Raw genomic sequence first — 16,066 nt, 5'->3', positions numbered from 1 at the left:
ATAATGCGGCACTTTTTCGCACAACGATGGAAACCCCGATGACCACCTTGCTGGCCCTGGACACCGCCACTGAAGCCTGCTCAGTCGCTTTGCTGCATGACGGCAAAGTGCTGACTCACTACGAGGTGATCCCGCGCCTGCACGCGCAAAAACTCCTGCCAATGATCAAGGACCTGCTGGCCGAGGCGGGCATCGGCCTGTCGGCGCTGGACGCCATCGCCTTCGGCCGTGGGCCGGGCGCTTTCACCGGCGTGCGCATCGCCATCGGTGTGGTTCAGGGGTTGGCCTTCGGTCTGGACAGGCCGGTGCTGCCTGTCTCCAACCTCGCGGCGCTGGCGCAACGGGCCTATCGTGAGCAGGGCGCCACTCAGGTCGCGGCCGCCATCGACGCGCGGATGGACGAAGTCTATTGGGGTTGCTACCGCGAAGTGGCGGGGGAGATGAAGCTGGCGGGTGAAGAGGCCGTCATGCCACCCGAAATGGCTGCCTTGCCGAGCGCTGCAACGGGCGCCTGGTTCGGCGCGGGCACAGGCTGGGGTTATGCCGAGCGCATTGCCGCAAGTGTCGGTGCACAGGACGCCACGCTCTTGCCTCACGCACAGGACCTGCTGACCCTTGGCACTTTCGCCTGGCACCGTGGCGAAGCCATCGTTGCCGACGACGCCCAACCGGTTTACCTGCGCGACAAAGTGGCGACGCCAAAGGCGCGTTGAGGATCAACCTATAATCCGGCCCTTCGCGAACCTGCAGGAGCCGGCTTGCTGGCGAACCTGGGCCGTCCAGCACCACTGCAGTGACCGGTTGAATTGCGTTCGCCAGCAAGCCGGCTCCTACAGATTGCTGGCATCCGCCGGGCCATTAATACGTGGTAGTACGTCGGATCTGCGGAGTGGATCACACTGCACGTGACCGTTCGGCGACAAATCTGCATAAAATTCAGGGTGCTTTAAACATTTCGCAATAAGTGTGGTCTAGTTATCGTTCGCATGTTTGCTTAACAGCCAGCTGTGAGATTAAATTGCCACTATCAAACGCCGAGTAAGCATGATGCGAATCACCGGTCCTTCACCACGTTCATACCCGATCAAGCGCAAGCCACGCAGGGATTCTGTGTCGGTGGACGGTACGTTTGAGGAAGTGAACGACGAGATCGAGGTGAACCCGCAAGTGGCCCGTCGCCAGACCGGCACCACCGCAAACGTGCCCGCGCGTCAGCAAGATATTATTTTCCCCCGTGCCATGAGCACCCGCGTCGCCCACGCGCTCAGCAGCTATCTGATGACCTCGACCTTCGTCGACTGGGACCTCGAAGTCTCCGGGCTCGACCTCCACGTTTGAACCTCGCTGACCCGCCTTACTACATCGGTTGCCCGTCCTGGAGCGAAAAAGCCTGGCGTGAGTCGCTGTACCCGCCGGATGCCCCAGACCTGGATTTACTCGGGTTGTATGCGCAGGTCTTCAACGCCGTCGAGGGCAACACTACGTTTTACGCACGGCCCAAGCCGGAGATCGTTCAGCGCTGGGCGGACGCTTTACCCGAGCATTTCCGCTTCACCGCCAAGATCCCCCGTGACATCAGCCATGCCGGCGACCTGCGCGACCACCCGGGCGCGGTAGAGGATTTCCTGAAACTGCTTGCGCCACTGGGGGCGAGACTTCAACCGCTGTGGCTGCAGCTGTCGGCCAGTTTCGGTCCCCATCGGCTGAATGAGCTGGCCGCTTTCATTGATGCACTGGAAGGCCGACCGTTGGCGGTGGAAGTGCGCAACATGGCGTTTTTCAGCAAGGGCGAGGACGAGCGTCAGCTCAACCGTCTGTTGCTCGACCGGGGCGTGGAGCGGATCTGTCTGGATTCCCGGCCGTTGTTCAGTTGCGTCTCCAGTGACCCTGCCGTCCTTCACGCGCAATCGAAGAAGCCCAAAGTGCCCCCGCGTCCGGCGGCGCTGACGTCCTTTCCGCAGGTGCGCTTCATCGGCGGGCCGGATGAGGAGATCAACGAAGGCTTCATCGTGCAGTGGGCGGAAAAGGTAGCCGGCTGGATCGAGGAGGGGCGCACGCCTTCGGTGTTCCTGCACACGCCTGACAACATCGCCTCGCCCCAACTGGCCCGTCGTTTTCACCATCAGTTGATGACCTTGCTGCCGGGGTTGCCCGATCTGCCGCAGCTGGATCGCGGTCGACAGGTGGAGCAACTCGGGCTCCTCTGAGGTCGAGATAGGGTGGACTCATCCCTCCGTCAGACGAGAACCTTCCTGCATGCGCGGCTCGACCTTCTTTCTTCTACTGGTTTTGATCAGTGCGGCGGTCGCGGTGTCGATCTGGCGTGGCTGGTTGCCTGTCGCTGACCGCTGGAACCCGTGGGCCCCGCTGAATGTGCGGGATGAGCCCAACCTCATTACGCCTTTCAAGCTCTGGCGATTGCAGGAGGATCCGGCGTTGTGCGAGGCCGCGCTGCAAACGTCGACCCTGCGCTACACGCACCAGGCCGACAGCGCTGCCGACGCCAAATGCCCGCTCACCAACACGCTGCGTATCCAGGGTGGCGACGTCGCGCTGAGCAGCAGTTTTCTGTCCAGTTGTCGCCTGGCCGTGGCGTATGCGCTGTTCGATATTCACCAGTTGCAGCCTGCGGCCCAGGCGGTGTTCGGGCAAAAGGTCACGCAAGTCGATCACCTTGGCAGCTTCGCCTGCCGCAACATCTACAACCGCAGTGAAGGCCGCCTGAGCCAGCACGCCACAGCCAACGCGCTGGACATCGCCGGGTTTCGACTGGCCGACGGGCGCAGGATTTCGGTGCTCAAGGACTGGAAAGACAACGGCGACGAGGGGCGTTTTCTGCGATTGGTGAGGGATGGCGCCTGCCAGCAATTCAACACGGTGCTGAGCCCGGACTACAACGCCGCACACCGCAACCACTTTCATCTGGACATGGGACGCTGGCGGGTGTGTCGCTGAGGCGTGTCAAACGCGAGATCAGTCTCAGGCAGCGATACGAAGATTCTGCAGCACGATCGGGCGCGCCCAACCATTATCAAAGGCCAGATGACGCTGTTGTTCGGTCATCTCGTCGGCACTAAATGGCGTCGCGGGCTTGTCGGCCAGGTCCCATTCGAATTCGGCAATTGGCAGGAACAGTGGGCGAGGCTGAGGGCCCGGGCCTGGTTCAACGCTGTCATCGTAGGGGTTGAGGACGGTTGGGCGGACCCAGGTGTCGTCGAATTTGAGGTTGCGTTGTTGCTCGATCATTTCCATTGCCGTGAACGGCTTGGCGGGCTTGTCGGCCAGATCCCATTCGAATTCGGCGATCGGCAGAAACAATGGCTCCGGCGGCGCGATTTCCTTGTCCTGAACCGAGCATTCACGTTGCTCGACGATCTTGTCCAGCGCGGTGGCACCGGCAATCGGCTCGCCGGTCAGGTTGTCCGTCGTGGCGACGGCGCTGTATTCCGGGGTGGCGCCAGCGTTGTCATCGACCTGCTGAGCCATCGCACGGGCAAACGCATCCTGCCAGAGCTGCGTAGTGCCGCCCAGGGTTTGGGTATTGCGTACGCTGTAGTCGCCTGCGTACGTCAAATAGCCTATCGAGGAGGTTTGCTGAATGTCTGACATAAGCGCTCAGTACATGCCGTGGGTCTGGCAAAATGCCGGATACTTTTGTTATCGGCAGCCATTGCCAATCATTAAGAATATTTGAGCGCGTAGAGACAATGACTGAGCAGCACGCGGGCAGCCGCATTCGGGTCGACAGCCTGACCCCCGACGGGCAGGAAACCGCAGCGCAGTGGGCACAGAGACTGGGTTTGCCGCTGGCCGACGCCGACGCGGATTTCGCCCTGCAAGTGGCCGAGGACGGCCTGCAATTGCAGCAACTGGGTGACGACGCGCCGGGCCCGGTGCGTGTGGACTTCATCGAAGGCAAGGCGGCCCATCGGCGTCTGTTTGGCGGTGGCAGCGGGCAGATGATTGCCAAGGCCGTGGGCATTCAGCCGGGCGTGCGCCCTCGGGTGCTGGATGCCACGGCGGGGCTGGGCAAAGATGCGTTTGTGCTGGCGAGTCTGGGGTGCGAAGTGAGCCTGATCGAGCGACAGCCGATCATCGCCGCGCTGCTCGAAGACGGCCTGGCGCGCGGGGCGAGGGATCTGGACGTGGGCGGGATCATCGCGCAGATGCGCCTGTTGACCGGCAACTCCATCGAGCTGATTCGTCACTGGGAAGGCGAGCCACCCCAGGTCATTTACCTTGATCCGATGTTTCCCCATCGCGAGAAAACCGCGCTGGTGAAGAAGGAAATGCGCCTGTTCCGGCCACTGGTGGGCGACGACATGGACGCCCCGGCGTTGCTGGAAGCGGCCCTGGCGCTGGCCAGCCATCGTGTTGTGGTCAAACGCCCGCGCAAGGCACCGAGCATCGAAGGGGCCAAGCCTTCCTACGCGCTGGACGGCAAATCCAGCCGCTATGACATTTACCCGAAGAAGGCGTTGAAAGGCACGGGCTTGTGACAGTCATCCGGTAAACCTGAACCTGGCAATTGTCGGCGCAGTCATCTGCTGTGCCGATGCCTGACACGCCACCGTTTCAGGTGTGCGCTCATCGGCGTTATGCCCTGACCAGAGCCGTAGCCGGAGATAACCGATGCAAGAGCCTCGTTGATCGACCGGTAGCTACATTCTGCGGTGCCACAGTCAATGCTTTCCCGGCTAAAGCCGGTCCCACAATGGAGGCCGGCGCCACTGTCCATGGATGCACGCGATGCTTTCAGTGGGACCGGCTTCAGCCGGGAAGAGGCCGATGTGCGCGGGCACTGACCGCCAGCTTTAAACCCGATACGCCTTCAAAAACAGCGCTACCACTTCCCCCACATGGTCCTCGGCGGCCTTCTCATCCGGCAGCTCGCCGGTGCCGATGAGTAGCCTGAAATTGCACACGCCCTTCACCAAACTCAAAAAGTGCCCCGCTGCGTTGACGGGCGATTCGAAGTGCAGGCCGTTCGTGCCGTTCAGTTTGGTCAGAAACCGCTCCATCTCATGCAGGATGCGCTGCGGTCCCGCTTCGAAAAACACCTGCGATAGCGTCGAGCCTTGAGTCCCCACAGCAATCATCAAGCGATGCAAGTCGATGGACTCAGGGCTGTTGATCAGCGTCTGAAACCCTCTGGCAATACCCAGCAATACTTTTTCAACGGGCTCATCAACCGGCACATCCACGAATAATTCTGGCACCTGCTCCTCGCAACGCGCGACCACTGCGCAGGAAAACAGTGTCTCCTTGTCGGTGAAGTGGCTATAGACCGTGAGCTTGGAGACCCCGGCTTCAGCGGCAACGACGTCCATGCTGGTGTTGGCGTAACCGTTGCGGACGAACAGGTTTTTGGCGGCTTCGAGAATAGCCTGGCGCTTGGCCAGATCCTTGGGTCGGCCGGGTCCGGCGGGGGAGGTCGAGTCGGTCATGGCGTCGTCGGGCATCTTCGTGTGATTAGTGGACTGTTCAGTTCGGTAATTTTAAATATACTCGCCGGTACAATTATTCAAAGCTCTCCTGCCAAGGTGCCTCATCATGCTCCGCGATGCCCTGCTCCGTGCCCAGCTCCTTGCGCTGCCGGTCGGTTTGATCGCCGCACTTGCCGGTTGTCGGCAAAAGGCACCGGTGACCGCCGCAGTGCGGCCCGCCATGGTGGTGCAACCGCTGCCGTCTGCCCAGTCCATGGACAGCTATCCGGGCGAAGTTCGCGCCCGCTTCGAACCGGAACTCGCTTTCCGCATTCCCGGCAAGGTTAGCAAGCGTCTGGTTGAAGAAGGCGAGCGGGTCAAGTTCAATCAACCGCTGGCCGAGCTCGACGCCCAGGACGTGCGCTCGCAACAGGATGCTGCCCGCGCGCAAGTGACGGCCGCCGAAGCCAACCTGCAGACGGTCCGCTCCGAGCGCGACCGTTACAAAACGCTGATGGACCGGCAGATGGTCAGCAAGTCGCTGTACGACAATACCGAAAACACCTACCGCGCCGCAGACGCCCGTCTTAGACAGCTCAAGGCTGAATTGACCGTCGCCGACAATCAGACCGGCTACGCCGTGCTTCGTGCGTCGCAGGAGGGGGTCATCGCCAGACGACTGGTGGAAGTCGGTCAAGTGGTGGCTGCCGGGCAAACCGTCTTCACCCTGGCGGCCGATGGTGAGCGCGAAGTTTCGATCAGCCTCCCGGAGCAGAATTACGGCCGCTTCAAGATCGGCGACCCGGTCTCGGTCGAACTCTGGACCCAGCGCGAGCAGCGTTTCCCGGGCCGCATCCGTGAGTTGTCGCCGGTTGCCGATCCGCGTTCGCGCACCTTCGCTGCGCGCATTGCCTTCGCCGGCGGGAAAGTCCCGGCTGAGCTGGGCCAGAGCGCCCGGGTCTACATCCAGTCCGAACACGCCGTGCGGTTGTCCGTGCCGCTGTCGGCGCTGACAGCCGAAAACGGCGTGACCTACGTCTGGCGTCTGCAAAGTGACTCCACCCTGAAACGCACGCCGGTGCAGGTCGGCGCCTACGGCCAGGAAACGGTGCCGGTGCTTAGCGGCTTGCAGGCCAGCGACTGGGTCGTCGCGGCGGGCGTGCACGTGCTGCACGAGGGCGAGCAGGTGCGCCCGGTCGACCGCAGTAATCGGGCGGTCAAGCTGGCGGCGAAGGAGTAGCGGGATGCGTTTCAATCTTTCCGAATGGGCGCTGCGTAATCGGCAGATGGTCCTGTATCTCATGATTCTGCTGGCCGCAGTCGGTGCGCTTTCCTACACCAAACTGGGCCAGAGTGAGGATCCGCCTTTCACCTTCAAAGCCATGGTCATTCGCACGCTTTGGCCGGGCGCAAGTGCCGAAGAAGTGTCCCGGCAAGTCACCGACCGCATCGAGAAAAAGCTGATGGAGACCGGTGATTACGAGCGCATTGTCTCGTTCTCGCGCCCCGGCGAATCCCAAGTCACGTTTGTCGCCCGGGACTCGCTGGTGTCCGCCCGGCTGCCAGAACTCTGGTATCAGATCCGCAAGAAGATCAGCGACATCCGTCAGAACCTTCCGACCGGTGTGCAGGGCCCGTTCTTCAACGACGAATTCGGCACCACGTTCGGCAATATCTACGCGCTCACGGGAGAGGGTTTCGACTACGCGGTGCTCAAGGACTACGCCGACCGCATCCAGATCCAGCTGCAGCGGGTCAAGGACGTCGGCAAGGTCGAGCTGCTCGGTCTGCAGGACGAGAAGATCTGGATCGAACTCTCCAACGTCAAGCTCGCCACCCTTGGCCTGCCGATGCAATCGGTGCAGCAGGCACTGGAAGCCCAGAACGCGGTGGTGGCGGCGAGCTTTTTCGAGACACCCAGCGAGCGCGTTCAACTGCGTGTGACAGGGCGTTTTCAGACCGTCGACGAGATCCGCAGCTTCCCGATCCGCGTGGGTGACCGCACATTCCGCATCAGCGATCTGGCCGATGTGCGCCGTGGCTTCAACGACCCGCCCGCGCCGCAGATGCGCTTCATGGGTCAGGACGCCATCGGGCTCGCCGTCGCCATGAAAGACGGCGGCGACATTCTGGTGCTGGGCCGCGCGCTGGAGGGGGAGTTCGCGCGTTTGCAGAACAATCTTCCGGCCGGCATGCAGCTGCGCAAAGTCTCGGACCAGCCTGCGGCAGTGAAAACCAGCGTCGGCGAGTTCGTGCAGGTGCTCGCCGAGGCGTTGGGCATCGTGCTGCTGGTGAGCTTTTTCTCCCTCGGCGTGCGCACCGGGATGGTGGTGGCGCTGGCGATTCCGCTGGTGCTGGCGATGACTTTCGCCTGCATGTACTACCTCGGCATCGGCCTGCACAAGATCTCCCTCGGCGCGCTGGTGCTGGCGTTGGGCTTGTTGGTGGACGACGCGATCATCGCCGTGGAAATGATGGCCATCAAAATGGAGCAGGGTTACGACCGGCTGAAGGCCGCCAGCTTCGCCTGGACCAGCACGGCGTTCCCGATGCTGACCGGTACGCTGATCACCGCAGCAGGTTTCCTGCCCATCGCCACCGCGCAGTCGAGTACCGGGGAGTACACCCGCTCGATCTTTCAGGTGGTGACCATTGCGCTGATCGCCTCGTGGATTGCCGCCGTGGTGTTCGTGCCGTATCTGGGCGCGCGGCTGTTGCCGGATCTGGCGAAGATCCATGCGGCCAAGCACGGCACCGGAGCCCATGCGCCTGACCCATACGGCACGCCGTTCTACCGCCGTGTTCGCGGATTGGTGGGTTGGTGCGTGCGCCGCCGCAAGACGGTCATCGTGCTGACGATTGCGCTGTTCGCCCTGTCGATTTTCATGTTCCGCTTCGTGCCCCAGCAGTTCTTCCCGGCGTCCGGCCGGCTGGAGTTGATGGTTGATCTGAAGCTCGCCGAGGGTGCCTCGCTGAGCAGTACGGCCGAGCAGGTCAAGCGGCTGGAGGCGATGATCAGGGACCACGCCGGCGTCGATAATTACGTGGCCTATGTCGGCACCGGCTCACCCCGGTTTTACCTGCCGCTGGATCAGCAATTGCCTGCGGCAAGCTTTGCCCAGTTCGTCGTCCTGGCGAAAACCATCGAGGATCGGGAAGCGCTGCGCACCTGGCTGATCCAGACGCTCGATGAACAATTCCCGATGCTGCGGCCTCGCGTCACGCGGCTGGAAAACGGCCCGCCCGTGGGTTATCCGGTGCAGTTCCGCGTGACCGGCGAGCACATCGACGAGGTGCGTGCGCTGGCCCGCAAGGTGGCGGCGAAGGTCAGGGAAAACCCCCATGTGGTCAATGTGCATCTGGACTGGGAAGAACCGAGCAAAGTCATCTACCTGAATGTGGATCAGGACAGGGCCAGGGCGCTGGGCGTGACCACTGCGGACCTGTCGCGCTTTTTGCAGAGCCAGCTGACCGGGTCGAGCGTGAGCCAGTACCGCGAGGACGACGAGCTGATAGAAATCCTCTTGCGCGGCACGGAGCAGGAACGGCATGAGCTGGGCAGCCTCGCCAGCCTGTCGGTGCCGACCAACAACGGCGGCAGTGTCGCGCTGTCCCAGGTGGCGACGCTGGAATACGGCTTTGAGGAGGGCATCATCTGGCACCGCAACCGCTTGCCGAACGTGACGGTGCGCGCCGATATCTACGGCAAAGAGCAACCGGCGACGCTGGTGAAACAGATTCTGCCGACGCTGGAAGACGTGCGCGCGCAGTTGCCCGACGGGTACTTGCTCGAAGTGGGCGGCACGGTGGAGGACTCGGCCCGCGGGCAGAACTCGGTGAACGCCGGGGTGCCGCTGTTCATCGTGGTGGTGCTGACCTTGCTGATGATCCAGCTGCGCAGTTTCTCACGCACGTTCATGGTGTTTCTCACGGCGCCCCTGGGGCTGATCGGTGTGACGCTGTTTCTGCTGCTGTTCAATCAGCCGTTCGGCTTCGTGGCGATGTTGGGCACCATCGCGCTGTCGGGGATGATCATGCGTAATTCGGTGATTCTGGTTGATCAGATCGAGCAGGACATCGCTGCAGGCCTGGATCGCTGGCAAGCGATCATCGAAGCGACGGTGCGGCGCTTCAGGCCCATCGTGCTCACCGCGCTGGCGGCGGTGCTGGCAATGATTCCGCTGTCACGAAGCGTGTTTTTCGGGCCAATGGCCGTCGCCATCATGGGCGGCTTGATTGTCGCCACCGCACTCACCCTGCTGTTCCTGCCCGCGCTGTATGCGGCGTGGTTCAGGGTGAAAAAGGATGAAGTAGTGCCATGATTGAGGCTCGTTGCGCTTGATTCTGCCGAAGGCGTGGGAGCGCGCTTGCCCGCGATTGCGGTGTGTCTGTGCCATGTTTGCCACTGACACACCCTTCGCGGGCAAGCGCGCTCCTACAGGTGGCAGGTCATGTCACAATGCGCCGAATACCTTCTTCGCCAGACCCGTCGCCGCCGCTGCCGGGTTGGCGCGGATGTTTTCTTCCTGCTTGGCGATCATTTCGAACAGGCCGTTCAACGCCTTCTCGGTGACGTAGCCCTCGATATTGGAGCTTTTCGCGTCCAGCACGCCCATGGTCGCGGCCTGACCGGCGAAAGCGTTGTATTTCTGCGCCAGGCCGACCTTGTCAGTGGCCTGTTTGATGATGGGCAGGAACTTGGCGCGGATCTGCTCGCGGCTGGAGGTGCTCAGGTACTGGGTGGCCGAGTCCTTGCCGCCACTGAGAATGGCCTTGGCGTCCGACACGCTCATCTTTTTCACGGCATCGACCAGCAACGTCTGCGCCTGGGGCATCGCTGCTTCAGCCGCCTGGTTCATGCTGGTTTCCAGCTGATCGACCTGCGCGCCCATGCCGAACTGCTTCATCTTCTTGGCAACCTTGCCCAGGTTGCCGGGCAGTTCGATGCGCACATCCTTGTTGTTGCTGAACCCACCCGGTACGCCCAGTTGCTTGACGGCGACTTGCGCGCCCTGGGTCAGGGCATCCTTCAGCCCGCCGGTGGCGTCCGATTGCGACAGGTCATTGAGCGACAACGCGAAGGCACTGGCCGACAACAGCAGGCCGGCGCATACGCCAGTGAACGAAAGAGAGCGACGCAACATGGGTAATGTCCTTTTCAGCGGTCTGTGATGCACGCCCGATTAACGGGCAGGGCTCAAACGAATTTTGACGGGCGGTTTTTCGTCCAGGGTCAGGTCCACCGTGTAGCGTTCGGTGCTGATCATCAGCAGCTTGCCGTCCGCTTCGATGCGCGCGCTGACCGAATAGATGTGCCCCGGCTGGACCTGCTTCTGATCGTAGGTCAGATGGAACGGCAGCGGCACCTGGCCTTTGATCGGGCCGTTCTGACTGGCGAGAATCTGGGCGGGCGCGTCGGCCAGCGTCACGTCCTGCAGCGTGACCTTCAGCGTAGCGGTTGGCGGAAGCGCCATGCGCTGCAGGTAAAACACCTCGCCATCCACCGAGCCCGGCAGGTTGTCCGGCGCATGGGCGCAAGCGGCCAGTACGGTGGCCATGAGGGTGAGCAGGATGTGTTTCATGTGCTTTTCCTTGTCAGTTGAAACGTTGGTTAGGGCGCGCATCGTTGCTTAGGCGATCGGCGCGGCCCCGACGACTTCATCGCTGCGATGCAACGCCACCTGGCGGATCGACAGCCTGATTTCCGCTGGCAATACGCGCTTGGCGGCGCCTTCCGCCAGATCCCCCAACATATCGTGATAGCTCAATTTGCCGGCGGCGTCGGTGCGCAGGACGCCCTGATCCAGCAGCGTCTGAATGAAATGCCGGAACAGGCTCTTGTCGAAAAACTCCGGCGCGTTCAAGCCGTGCAGGATCGACAGCCGCTGGGCCATCGTCGTGCACAACTCCTCAAGCCCTTCGGCGCTGAGCGTGTGCTGACCGCTGTTGAGCAGCAGGGAAATCGCCATGTAGAAACGCTGCAAGGTCTGGGCAATCGCCCGCGACAGCACTGTCAGCAGTACAAAAGCCCGCGAGCTCGGCGCCGGGCGCAGGTACACGCCGTTCTCGAAACGCAGCAGGCCCTGTTCAACAAACGCCGCCAGCCACTGATCGATGACGTCATCCAGATCGTCCAGCGACCAGCGGATGAACAGCTCCGATTGCAGGTACGGATAAAGCGCCCGCGTATACCGCAGAATCTGCTCGCGGCTCATGCGTGACGAGCTCTGGAAGAAGCAGGCCAGCAACGAGGGCAGCGCGAAAATGTGCAGCACGTTGTTGCGGTAGTACGTCATCAGGACGGCATTCTGCTCGTCCAGGTACAGAATCTTGCCCAGCGCATCGCTGAGTTCCGAGAGCAGGTTCATGCCCTTGACGTGCTCGATCAGCGCCCGGCCATCGCCGTCCGGCAGCGTGGTATGGGGCGAGTAGGGCACGGTGCGCAGCAGCGTCAGGTACAGATCGAGCACCCGCGCCAGGGCTTGATCGTCCAGCGCGTGTTTGGCCGTCGACAGCAACGCCAGCGCCACCAGATTCACCGGATTGATCGCCGCCGCTTCGTTCAGATGGCGGGCCACGCGTTCGCCCAGACGGTGGGTGGTCTCGTTGAGCCAGGCCGGTTTGAACACCGGGCCCAGCTCTTGGGTGCGCCAGTCCGGCTGCTCATGGTCGAGAAACTCGGTCAGCTTGATCGGCTCACCGAAGTTGACCGAGACTTGGCCAAAGCGCTGCTTCAGCGCGCCGATGACTTTGAAAATGTCGAAGATCGACTCTTTCTTTTTCGCCGCACCGCGCAGCTCACCCAGGTAAGTCCGGCCTTCCAGCACGCGTTCGTAGCCGATGTACACCGGCACAAACACGATGGGCATGCGCGAATTGCGCAGGAAACTGCGCAAGGTGATCGCCAGCATTCCGGTCTTCGGCTGCAACATGCGCCCGGTGCGCGAACGTCCGCCTTCGACGAAGTACTCCACCGGGAAACCTTTGGTGAACAGGGTGTGCAGGTATTCGTTGAACACCGCGGTGTACAGCGGATTGCCCTTGAACGTGCGGCGCATGAAAAACGCGCCTCCGCGCCGCAACAGGCCGCCGATGACCGGCATGTTGAGGTTGATGCCAGCGGCGATATGCGGGGGAGTCAGACCGTTGCGAAACAGCAGGTATGACAGCAGCAGGTAGTCGATGTGGCTGCGGTGGCACGGCACATAGATGATCTCGTTGCCCTGAGCGACGTTCTGCACGCCCTCCAGATGACTGACCTTGATGCCGTCGTAAATCTTGTTCCAGAACCAGCTCAGCACCACTTCCAGAAACCGGATGGCAGTGTAGGTGTAGTCCGAGGCGATCTCGTTGCCGTAGTGCAGGGCTTTTTCCCGGGCCTTGGCTTCGGTGATTTTCTCCCGGGCGGCCTCGTCGAGAATGGCCTGCCTGACCAGCGGATCCGCCACCAGCCCTTTGACCAGATGACGACGGTGCGAAAGGTCCGGGCCGATCACGGAGGTTTTCAAGTTGCGGAAGTGAACGCGCAGCAGGCGTTGAGCCATGCGCACCGTGCGCTCGTACCCCTTGTTCTGATCGACCAGCTCACGCAGATGAACCGGCGCGGAGAACTGCACGCGGGTCTTGCGGCCCAGGATCAGAATGGTCACGAAGCGACGCAGACGCCCGGTCACCGCCCAACTGTCAGCAAACAGCAGTTTCCACGGGCTGTCTTCCTTGTCCGGGGACTGGCCCCAGAACACGCTGACCGGAATGATCTGCGCGTCCTCGGTGGCATTTTGCGTGACCGCGCTGACCAGACGTTCAAGGGTCGGTGGCGCGCCGCGTTTGTCGTGGCGCCCCAGCCAGTCAGGCTCGGGCGTCAGGTAGAAAAACGCGGCCGGCTCGGTCAGATTGCCAACGGCCACGGACAGCACCGGGCGCGGCAGACCGGCCTTGCGGCACTCGGTGTCGAGGACGGCAAGATCGCTCATCGAAGGGTTTTGCAGCGCATAGAAAACCGGGCGGCTGCGGTCGAGATTGAGGGTGAAAGACGACTGGTTGATCGTCTCCGAGCGCACCCACAGGTAAAGCAGGCGGCGCACGGTGCCGAATACAAGACGGCGAAACGGAGAACGGGTCATAGAATTCTGCTGAGAGGGGCGACGCCCGCGAGGCCGCCAGTTTGCCGTATCTGGTGGGGATGGGCAAAGCGGCGGGGGTGCCCGTCAGGATGACGTCTCAGGAGGTATGCCAGGTGATTTCTTCTTCACCATCAACGCTGATGCGAATCCATTGATCGGCTTCGGCGTCACTCTCTTCCTCGACCCAGGTCCCTGGCGCGCAACGTACTTCGACTTTCAGAGCGGCGAAGGCGGCGCGGGCGCAGGCGATATCGTCTTCCCACGGGGTTTTGTCGCTGTCCAGGCACAGGCTGTTCCATTTACCGACGGCCTTGGGAATCCAGGTGACGGGCACATCGCCCGCCCGGCATTTCCAGGTCTGGCCTTTCTGCGTCCATTCGGTGCAAGGGCCGATGTCGGTGGTCAGCCAGGCGGTGATTGCCTTGTGGTCGACGTCAGCGTCTTTCAGGTAAATCTCGATATCGGGTTGGCGCATGGATGCCTCTTGGTTGTTCTGGAAAATCCACTCGCGGATTCAGTCTGTTCGGGTGTTTCAAGCCATCAATTCAGGACGAAATAATCGTAGCGCATGGACACTGTGACCTCGAACGGCTCGGCCTGATCGATCACGTTCGCGCGGCGTTCGGCACTGGCGCGCCAGCCGTGGGGCGTCATGGCCAGCAGATTGGCGCGGGCCTGGCCGTCCACCAGTGTCAGGGTAAAGCGCAGGGTTTCACTGTGCTGCAGGCTCATGCCCTCGGGCACCAGCGCAAGGTGCTTGTCATCGCTGTAATCGCGGACTTCGTCGTACAGGCGCTGACGCAACTCCATCAGGTGATCGTTGGTCGGTCCTACACGCATCAGGCCGCCGCCCGGCGACAGCAGCCGCTTGGCCTCCGCCCAGTCCAGCGGGCTGAACACGCTGGCGATAAACTGCATGCTCGCATCCGGCAGTGGCACGCGCGCCATGCTGGCGATCAACCACGTGATGTTCGGGTCGCGTTTGCAGGCCCGCTTCACCGCTTCGCGGGAGATGTCCAGCGCATAGCCGTCGGCGTCGGGCAGGGCCTGGGCGATCTGCGCGGTGTAATAACCCTCGCCGCACCCGATGTCGACCCAGTGTCCGGGGGCGCGCTCGGCAGCCAGTTCGGCCAGCCGTTTCGCCACCGGTGCGTAATGCCCGGCGTTAAGGAAGTCGCGGCGGGCCTCGACCATCGCCTGATTGTCGCCGGGGTCGCGGCTGTTCTTGTGCTGCACGGGCAGCAGGTTCAGGTAGCCCTGACGGGCGCGGTCGAAGCGGTGCCCGGCCGGGCACACAACACCGTTGTCCGCTGAATCGAGCGGTGCGGAACAGATCGGGCAAGTCAGCATCAGGCGAGCAACTTGACCAGGGTCTGGTAGTAGATCTCGGTCAGCACGTCGAGGTCGCTGGCGAGGATGCGTTCGTTGACCTGATGGATCGTCGCGTTGACCGGCCCGAGTTCGACCACTTGTGTGCCGAGGGTGGCGATGAAGCGACCGTCCGACGTGCCGCCGCTGGTTGAAGCACGGGTGTCGCGGCCGGTGACGTGCTTGATGCTCGCCGACACCGCGTCCAGCAGCGCGCCCGGTTCGGTAAGGAACGGCAGGCCGGACAGCGCCCATTCCACGTGCCAGTCCAGGTCGTGCTTGTCGAGAATAGCGGCAACGCGCTGCTTAAGGCCTTCGACGGTGGATTCGGTGGAGAAGCGGAAATTGAACACCGCCACCAGATCCCCCGGGATCACGTTGGTGGCGCCGGTGCCGGAATTCAGGTTGGAAATCTGGAAGCTGGTGGGCGGGAAGAAATCATTGCCGTTGTCCCAGTGCTCGGCGGCCAGCTCAGCCAGCGCAGGTGCTGCCAGATGAATAGGGTTCTTGGCCAGATGCGGGTAGGCGACATGGCCCTGAATGCCCTTGACGGTAAGCGTGGCGCCCAGTGAACCGCGACGGCCGTTTTTCACGACGTCGCCCACCAGTGTTGTGCTTGAAGGCTCGCCGACGATGCACCAGTCGAGCCGCTCATTGCGTGCCGCCAGGCGCTCGACCACTGCTTTGGTGCCGTGGTGGGCCGGGCCTTCTTCATCGCTGGTGATCAGGTAGGACACTTTGCCCTTGTGGTTCGGGTGATCGGCGACGAAACGCTCGGTGGCGACAATCATTGACGCCAGACTGCCTTTCATGTCTGCCGCGCCACGGCCGCAGAGCATGCCGTCTTCGTCGATCAGCGCGCTGAACGGATCATTTTGCCAGGCCTGGACCGGACCGGTCGGCACCACGTCTGTATGACCCGCGAAGCACAACACCGGACCGTCCTGACTGCCATGGGTCGCCCAGAAATTATCCACATCCTGAATGCGCATGGGCTCCAGGGCAAAACCGGCATCGCTCAGGCGTTTCATCATCACGGCCTGGCAGTCGGCGTCCAGTGGCGTGACGGATGGGCGACGGATCAGGTCGCAGGCGAGTTGCAGCGTGGGCGAGAGGTCGGCTGGGGCTGTCATGAAAGGTCCGCAGATA

At 62.3% G+C, this 16,066-nt stretch carries 15 protein-coding genes; 7 read left to right on the top strand and 8 right to left on the bottom strand.

The window, feature by feature from the left end; all coding sequences use genetic code 11:
• The first annotated feature begins 38 nt into the window (after positions 1-38).
• From tsaB to L4G42_RS02690, 4 genes are all read left to right on the top strand, one after another.
• Positions 39-713 (top strand): tRNA (adenosine(37)-N6)-threonylcarbamoyltransferase complex dimerization subunit type 1 TsaB, encoded by a 675-nt coding sequence (gene tsaB / locus L4G42_RS02705; protein WP_237251144.1) that lies wholly within the window; start codon positions 39-41, stop codon positions 711-713.
• Between the two features lie 334 nt (positions 714-1,047).
• The gene (locus tag L4G42_RS02700) at positions 1,048-1,338 is read left to right on the top strand and encodes a hypothetical protein (protein WP_237251273.1); all 291 of its coding nucleotides are present in this window, start codon (positions 1,048-1,050) and stop codon (positions 1,336-1,338) included.
• Entirely contained in the window at positions 1,335-2,207 is an 873-nt protein-coding gene (locus L4G42_RS02695; protein ID WP_237251143.1) for a DUF72 domain-containing protein, read from the top strand. Before L4G42_RS02700 ends, L4G42_RS02695 begins: the two co-directional genes overlap by 4 nt.
• A gap of 49 nt (positions 2,208-2,256) precedes the next feature.
• Complete coding sequence (locus tag L4G42_RS02690) at positions 2,257-2,955, top strand: extensin-like domain-containing protein (RefSeq protein WP_237251142.1); 699 nt, start codon at positions 2,257-2,259, stop codon at positions 2,953-2,955.
• A 24-nt stretch (positions 2,956-2,979) separates the two neighbouring features.
• On the opposite strand, the gene L4G42_RS02685 is transcribed toward L4G42_RS02690, so the two are convergent.
• A complete protein-coding gene (locus L4G42_RS02685; protein WP_237251141.1) occupies positions 2,980-3,609 on the bottom strand; it encodes an energy transducer TonB in 630 nt (209 codons plus the stop codon).
• 98 nt (positions 3,610-3,707) lie between these two features.
• On the opposite strand from L4G42_RS02685, the gene L4G42_RS02680 reads away from it, so the two are divergent.
• On the top strand, positions 3,708-4,499 hold the full coding sequence (locus L4G42_RS02680; RefSeq protein ID WP_237251140.1) for a class I SAM-dependent methyltransferase: 792 nt from the start codon (positions 3,708-3,710) through the stop codon (positions 4,497-4,499).
• 315 nt (positions 4,500-4,814) lie between these two features.
• Here the strand turns inward: L4G42_RS02680 and L4G42_RS02675 are convergent, their stop codons facing one another.
• On the bottom strand, positions 4,815-5,447 hold the full coding sequence (locus tag L4G42_RS02675) for a TetR/AcrR family transcriptional regulator C-terminal domain-containing protein (protein WP_237251139.1): 633 nt from the start codon (positions 5,445-5,447) through the stop codon (positions 4,815-4,817).
• Between the two features lie 106 nt (positions 5,448-5,553).
• Between L4G42_RS02675 and L4G42_RS02670 the strand changes: the two genes are divergently transcribed.
• Positions 5,554-6,666: an efflux RND transporter periplasmic adaptor subunit gene (locus tag L4G42_RS02670; protein WP_237259167.1), complete on the top strand. Its 1,113-nt coding sequence runs from the start codon at positions 5,554-5,556 to the stop codon at positions 6,664-6,666.
• A 4-nt stretch (positions 6,667-6,670) separates the two neighbouring features.
• Complete coding sequence (locus L4G42_RS02665) at positions 6,671-9,748, top strand: efflux RND transporter permease subunit (RefSeq protein ID WP_237251137.1); 3,078 nt, start codon at positions 6,671-6,673, stop codon at positions 9,746-9,748.
• A 132-nt stretch (positions 9,749-9,880) separates the two neighbouring features.
• Here L4G42_RS02665 and L4G42_RS02660 read toward each other — a convergent pair whose 3' ends face one another.
• The 6 genes from L4G42_RS02660 to dapE form a co-directional block, all read right to left on the bottom strand.
• Positions 9,881-10,570 (bottom strand): DUF4197 domain-containing protein, encoded by a 690-nt coding sequence (locus L4G42_RS02660; RefSeq protein WP_237251136.1) that lies wholly within the window; start codon positions 10,568-10,570, stop codon positions 9,881-9,883.
• Between the two features lie 39 nt (positions 10,571-10,609).
• A complete protein-coding gene (locus L4G42_RS02655; RefSeq protein ID WP_237251135.1) occupies positions 10,610-11,008 on the bottom strand; it encodes a YbaY family lipoprotein in 399 nt (132 codons plus the stop codon).
• 48 nt (positions 11,009-11,056) lie between these two features.
• Complete coding sequence (plsB, locus tag L4G42_RS02650; protein WP_237251134.1) at positions 11,057-13,549, bottom strand: glycerol-3-phosphate 1-O-acyltransferase PlsB; 2,493 nt, start codon at positions 13,547-13,549, stop codon at positions 11,057-11,059.
• A gap of 97 nt (positions 13,550-13,646) precedes the next feature.
• The gene (locus L4G42_RS02645) at positions 13,647-14,024 is read right to left on the bottom strand and encodes a hypothetical protein (protein WP_237251133.1); all 378 of its coding nucleotides are present in this window, start codon (positions 14,022-14,024) and stop codon (positions 13,647-13,649) included.
• Between the two features lie 65 nt (positions 14,025-14,089).
• On the bottom strand, positions 14,090-14,899 hold the full coding sequence (locus tag L4G42_RS02640; RefSeq protein ID WP_237251132.1) for a putative RNA methyltransferase: 810 nt from the start codon (positions 14,897-14,899) through the stop codon (positions 14,090-14,092).
• Positions 14,899-16,050, bottom strand: coding sequence for a succinyl-diaminopimelate desuccinylase (dapE, locus tag L4G42_RS02635; RefSeq protein WP_237251131.1), 1,152 nt, complete (start codon positions 16,048-16,050; stop codon positions 14,899-14,901). Before dapE ends, L4G42_RS02640 begins: the two co-directional genes overlap by 1 nt.
• Between the last annotated feature and the right edge of the window lie 16 nt (positions 16,051-16,066).

Origin of the sequence: Pseudomonas petrae, from assembly GCF_021728295.1 — a bacterium.
GTDB lineage: Bacteria > Pseudomonadota > Gammaproteobacteria > Pseudomonadales > Pseudomonadaceae > Aquipseudomonas > Aquipseudomonas petrae.
This window is presented reverse-complemented; position numbering and strand designations above follow the sequence as displayed.

What these genes read in the sequence shown, in the direction of transcription:
- L4G42_RS02680 (WP_237251140.1), top strand. Translation starts at nt 3,708, where the DNA reads ATGACTGAGCAGCACGCGGGCAGCCGCATTCGGGTCGACAGCCTGACC.
- dapE (WP_237251131.1), bottom strand. Translation starts at nt 16,050, where the DNA reads ATGACAGCCCCAGCCGACCTCTCGCCCACGCTGCAACTCGCCTGCGAC.
- L4G42_RS02700 (WP_237251273.1), top strand. Translation starts at nt 1,048, where the DNA reads ATGCGAATCACCGGTCCTTCACCACGTTCATACCCGATCAAGCGCAAG.
- L4G42_RS02670 (WP_237259167.1), top strand. Translation starts at nt 5,554, where the DNA reads ATGCTCCGCGATGCCCTGCTCCGTGCCCAGCTCCTTGCGCTGCCGGTC.
- L4G42_RS02690 (WP_237251142.1), top strand. Translation starts at nt 2,257, where the DNA reads ATGCGCGGCTCGACCTTCTTTCTTCTACTGGTTTTGATCAGTGCGGCG.
- tsaB (WP_237251144.1), top strand. Translation starts at nt 39, where the DNA reads ATGACCACCTTGCTGGCCCTGGACACCGCCACTGAAGCCTGCTCAGTC.
- L4G42_RS02645 (WP_237251133.1), bottom strand. Translation starts at nt 14,024, where the DNA reads ATGCGCCAACCCGATATCGAGATTTACCTGAAAGACGCTGACGTCGAC.
- L4G42_RS02685 (WP_237251141.1), bottom strand. Translation starts at nt 3,609, where the DNA reads ATGTCAGACATTCAGCAAACCTCCTCGATAGGCTATTTGACGTACGCA.
- L4G42_RS02640 (WP_237251132.1), bottom strand. Translation starts at nt 14,899, where the DNA reads ATGCTGACTTGCCCGATCTGTTCCGCACCGCTCGATTCAGCGGACAAC.
- L4G42_RS02655 (WP_237251135.1), bottom strand. Translation starts at nt 11,008, where the DNA reads ATGAAACACATCCTGCTCACCCTCATGGCCACCGTACTGGCCGCTTGC.
- L4G42_RS02665 (WP_237251137.1), top strand. Translation starts at nt 6,671, where the DNA reads ATGCGTTTCAATCTTTCCGAATGGGCGCTGCGTAATCGGCAGATGGTC.
- L4G42_RS02675 (WP_237251139.1), bottom strand. Translation starts at nt 5,447, where the DNA reads ATGACCGACTCGACCTCCCCCGCCGGACCCGGCCGACCCAAGGATCTG.
- L4G42_RS02660 (WP_237251136.1), bottom strand. Translation starts at nt 10,570, where the DNA reads ATGTTGCGTCGCTCTCTTTCGTTCACTGGCGTATGCGCCGGCCTGCTG.
- plsB (WP_237251134.1), bottom strand. Translation starts at nt 13,549, where the DNA reads ATGACCCGTTCTCCGTTTCGCCGTCTTGTATTCGGCACCGTGCGCCGC.